This is a genomic window from Streptomyces sp. NPDC059371 (assembly GCF_042751995.1).
Lineage (GTDB): Bacteria > Actinomycetota > Actinomycetes > Streptomycetales > Streptomycetaceae > Streptomyces.
On record NZ_JBHYXD010000183.1, the window covers coordinates 1 to 3,379 of the forward strand.

Annotated in this window: 4 protein-coding genes; 3 read left to right on the forward strand and 1 reads right to left on the reverse strand. The window is 68.3% G+C overall.

The genetic code is table 11. The features are described 5' to 3' along the window. Window positions 1–366 precede the first annotated feature (366 nt). On the reverse strand, window positions 367–1,008 hold the full coding sequence (locus ACFXGX_RS42725; protein WP_384803750.1) for a DNA-3-methyladenine glycosylase: 642 nt from the start codon (window positions 1,006–1,008) through the stop codon (window positions 367–369). A gap of 218 nt (window positions 1,009–1,226) precedes the next feature. On the opposite strand from ACFXGX_RS42725, the gene ACFXGX_RS42730 reads away from it, so the two are divergent. From ACFXGX_RS42730 to ACFXGX_RS42740, 3 genes are all read left to right on the forward strand, one after another. Further along, the gene (locus ACFXGX_RS42730) at window positions 1,227–2,012 is read left to right on the forward strand and encodes a sporulation protein (RefSeq protein WP_384803753.1); all 786 of its coding nucleotides are present in this window, start codon (window positions 1,227–1,229) and stop codon (window positions 2,010–2,012) included. Between the two features lie 38 nt (window positions 2,013–2,050). After that, on the forward strand, window positions 2,051–2,590 hold the full coding sequence (locus ACFXGX_RS42735; protein ID WP_384803756.1) for a YbhB/YbcL family Raf kinase inhibitor-like protein: 540 nt from the start codon (window positions 2,051–2,053) through the stop codon (window positions 2,588–2,590). Window positions 2,591–2,734: 144 nt separating this feature from the next. Next, entirely contained in the window at window positions 2,735–3,241 is a 507-nt protein-coding gene (locus tag ACFXGX_RS42740) for an HNH endonuclease (RefSeq protein WP_384803759.1), read from the forward strand. The last annotated feature ends 138 nt before the right edge of the window (window positions 3,242–3,379 follow it).

Sequence of the window (3,379 nt, forward strand, 5' to 3'; positions counted from 1 at the left end):
GAGTTCTCAAGGAACGGACGCTTCCTTTGTACTCACCCTCTCGGGCTTTCCTCCGGGCGCTTCCCTTCGGTCTTGCGTTTCCGACTCTATCAGACTCTTTCGGGCCTGACTCCCAGTCAGCGGGTTTGTCTGCCGGCCTTTCAGCGCTTTCGCGTTTCGCGGCCTTTCGACATTCACTACGTTAGCGGATTTCCTCGGCGACTCATAATCGAGTTCCGCGGGTTCGAATTCAGACATGCAGGCATGCCGAATAAGCCCCCGCTGCGGGGAAGTCGTAGGTAGTGGGTTGGCCGCTCTCGGCTGCTGGCTGAACGCCGTAACCGGTTCAAGCGGCTCGGGCTACATTACGGACCCCCTAGGAGCGCGTCAAGTTGAACGGCGGCGGGGCGCATGCGCTCTATAAGGACTCACCGTGGGGTCGTCGGCGATCCAGAAACGCCACGGGTGGACGCCTCCGTCGCCGGAGACTCCGGTGCGCGGCCCGTTGCGTACCTGGTCGGAGGGGACGGGGGTCCCCGTCAGCAGTGTCAGGGGCGAACCCTCTGGGCCGCAGGCATCCGCTCCGTCGAGTGACCGGTCCACCCCCAGAGCCGTCGCGAGGCGCGCCGGCCCTTTGGCCAGTTCCTTGTCGTATCGGGCCGAGAGTCGACGTTTACGGGCGAGATCCGCGCCCTCGGTGACCTCGCCCGCCCGGAGCAGCACTCCACTGGGCCTGCCCCCCGGGCCGCACACCAGGTTCATGCAGTGCCACATGCCATAGGTGAAGTAGACGTACACATGACCGGGCGGGCCGAACATCACGCCGTTGCGGGCCGTGCGGCCGCGGTAGGCGTGCGAGCCGGGATCGTTCGGGCCGTCGTAGGCCTCGACCTCCGTGAGGCGCAGCTCAATCGGGCCGTCCGGCGTGGTCCGTACGAGGAGGCGCCCCAGCAGCTCGGGGGCGACGTCCAGGACGGGCCGGTCGAAGAAGTCCCGCGTAAGGGGCGTACGGTCAGGGGCCGCGATCATGGCGTACGAGCGTAGTCCCTCCGTCCTCGCCGGCGTGGTGGGGTCCGGGGCCGTTCGGCGGAGTCCGGACGGATGCTTGCCGGCGGGGTGGTCAGCGGTCCTCTCCGCTTGTAAGGGTGAGGACGCGGAACCGGTCGGGGCCGGATCGCGTTTGTAGGGATCAAAGGATCCAGACAGGCAGAGGACGAACAGGCATTGCCTGGGGAGGAAGTGACGACATGGGGTTCAAGCGGCTGCTTGCGAGCTTGGGGGCCGGTGGGGCTTCGGTCGAGACGGTGCTGACCGAGGTCAACACCGTTCCGGGCGGCGTCGTCCAGGGTGAGGTGCGGATCCAGGGTGGTTCGGTCGACCAGTCGATCGAGGGTCTGTCGGTCGGCCTGCAGGCCAGGGTCGAGGTCGAGGGCCACGACGACCAGGAGTACAAGCAGGACGTCGAGTTCACGAAGCTGCGCCTCGGCGGGGCCTTCCAGCTCCAGGCCGGCGCCGTGCACACGGTCCCGTTCGGTCTGGAGATCCCGTGGGAGACGCCGATCACCATGATCGACGGGCAGAGCCTGCGTGGGATGAACATCGGTGTGACCACCGAGCTGGAGATCGCCCGCGCCATCGACTCGGGTGACCTCGACCCGATCAACGTGCACCCGCTGCCGGCGCAGAAGGCGATTCTCGACGCCTTCATCCAGCTCGGCTTCCGCTTCAAGAACGCGGACATGGAGCGCGGCCACATCCGCAACACCCGTCAGCGGCTGCCGTTCTACCAGGAGATCGAGTTCTACCCGCCGTCGCAGTACCGCGGGCTGAACCAGGTGGAGCTGAGCTTCGTCGCGGACGACCGCGCGATGGACGTCATCCTGGAGATGGACAAGAAGCCGGGCCTCTTCAGCGAGGGCAGCGACTCCTTCCGCTCCTTCCAGGTGGGACTGCACGACTTCCACGGCACCGACTGGGCCGGATACCTGAACCAGTGGCTGTCGGAGGTCGGCAGCAAGCGGAGCTGGTTCTAGGCTCGAGGCACGGATTCCGCCGTTCAGGAGGTACTGACGTGACCGAGCTCAAGAGGCCGCCGCTTCCGCACGACTTCCATCCGCCGGTGCCGGCGTTCACGCTCACCAGCGGGGACGTCGAGCCGGGCGCGGTGCTGAAGGACGCGCAGGTCTACGCGGCCGGGAACACCTCGCCGCAACTGAGCTGGGAAGGCTTTCCGCCGGAGACGAAGAGCTTCGCCGTGACGTGCTTCGATCCGGACGCCCCGACGGGGAGCGGGTTCTGGCACTGGGTGCTGTTCGACATCCCGGTCTCGGTGACGAAGCTGCCGACGGGCGCGGGCAGCGGCAAGTTCGAGGGTCTTCCCGACAGTGCCGTCCAGGTGCGCAACGACTACGGGTCCCGTGACTTCGGCGGCGCCGCGCCGCCGGCCGGGGATCCCGCGCACCGGTACGTCTTCACGGTGTACGCCGTGGATCAGGAGAAGCTCGGTCCCGACGCGGACGTGTCGCCCGCCGTGGTGGGCTTCAATCTGCGGTTCCACACGCTGGCGCGCGCCCAGTTGATCGGTGAGTACGCCAATCCCGCAGCAGACTGACGTTCACCGAACGTTTGCCCGCCTCTGGTCATGGAAGTGATCAGGGGCGGGCATTTTTTATTGCGTTGTCCATCTCGGCGTGCCCGGCCAGAGTTGATCCCAGCCCGCCGCAGGTGGGCCGGTGCGCAAGAGGAGGTGGGCTGGATGCGGGACACGCTGGTACTGAACGCGAGCTTCGAGCCGTTGTCGACGGTGACGTTGAACCGAGCCGTCGTTCTGGTGCTGACGGACAAGGCCGTCGTCGAGCAGGCCCACCCCGAACTGCGCATGCGCGGTGCCGCGCTGGACATACCCGTGCCCCGGGTGATCAGGCTCTGCCGTTACGTCCGGGTGCCGTTCCGAAGACAAGCCCCGTGGTCGAGGCGGGGTGTGCTGGTACGCGACCGGCACAGGTGCGCCTACTGCGGCCGCCGGGCCACGACCGTGGACCACGTGGTCCCGCGTGCCCAGGGCGGCCAGGACTCGTGGCTGAACACGGTGGCGTCCTGCGCCGAGGACAATCAGCGCAAGGCGGACCGTACGCCGGAGCAGGCCCAGATGCCGTTGCTGCGGCAGCCGTTCGAGCCGACACCCGCGGACGCCATGCTGCTGGCGCTCGGCCGGGACGACTTCGACGCGCTGCCGGAGTGGCTGGCCCAGCCGGCCGCGTAGCCCGTACGACGCCGCTACGACGACGGGGCCCCCCCCCCCCCGGAGGGGGGGGCCCCCCCCCCGACCCCCCCCCCCGCCGGCCGGGGGGCCACCTCGCCGCCCGCGCCCAGCTCGGCGACGGCTCGGTCGACTTCCGGG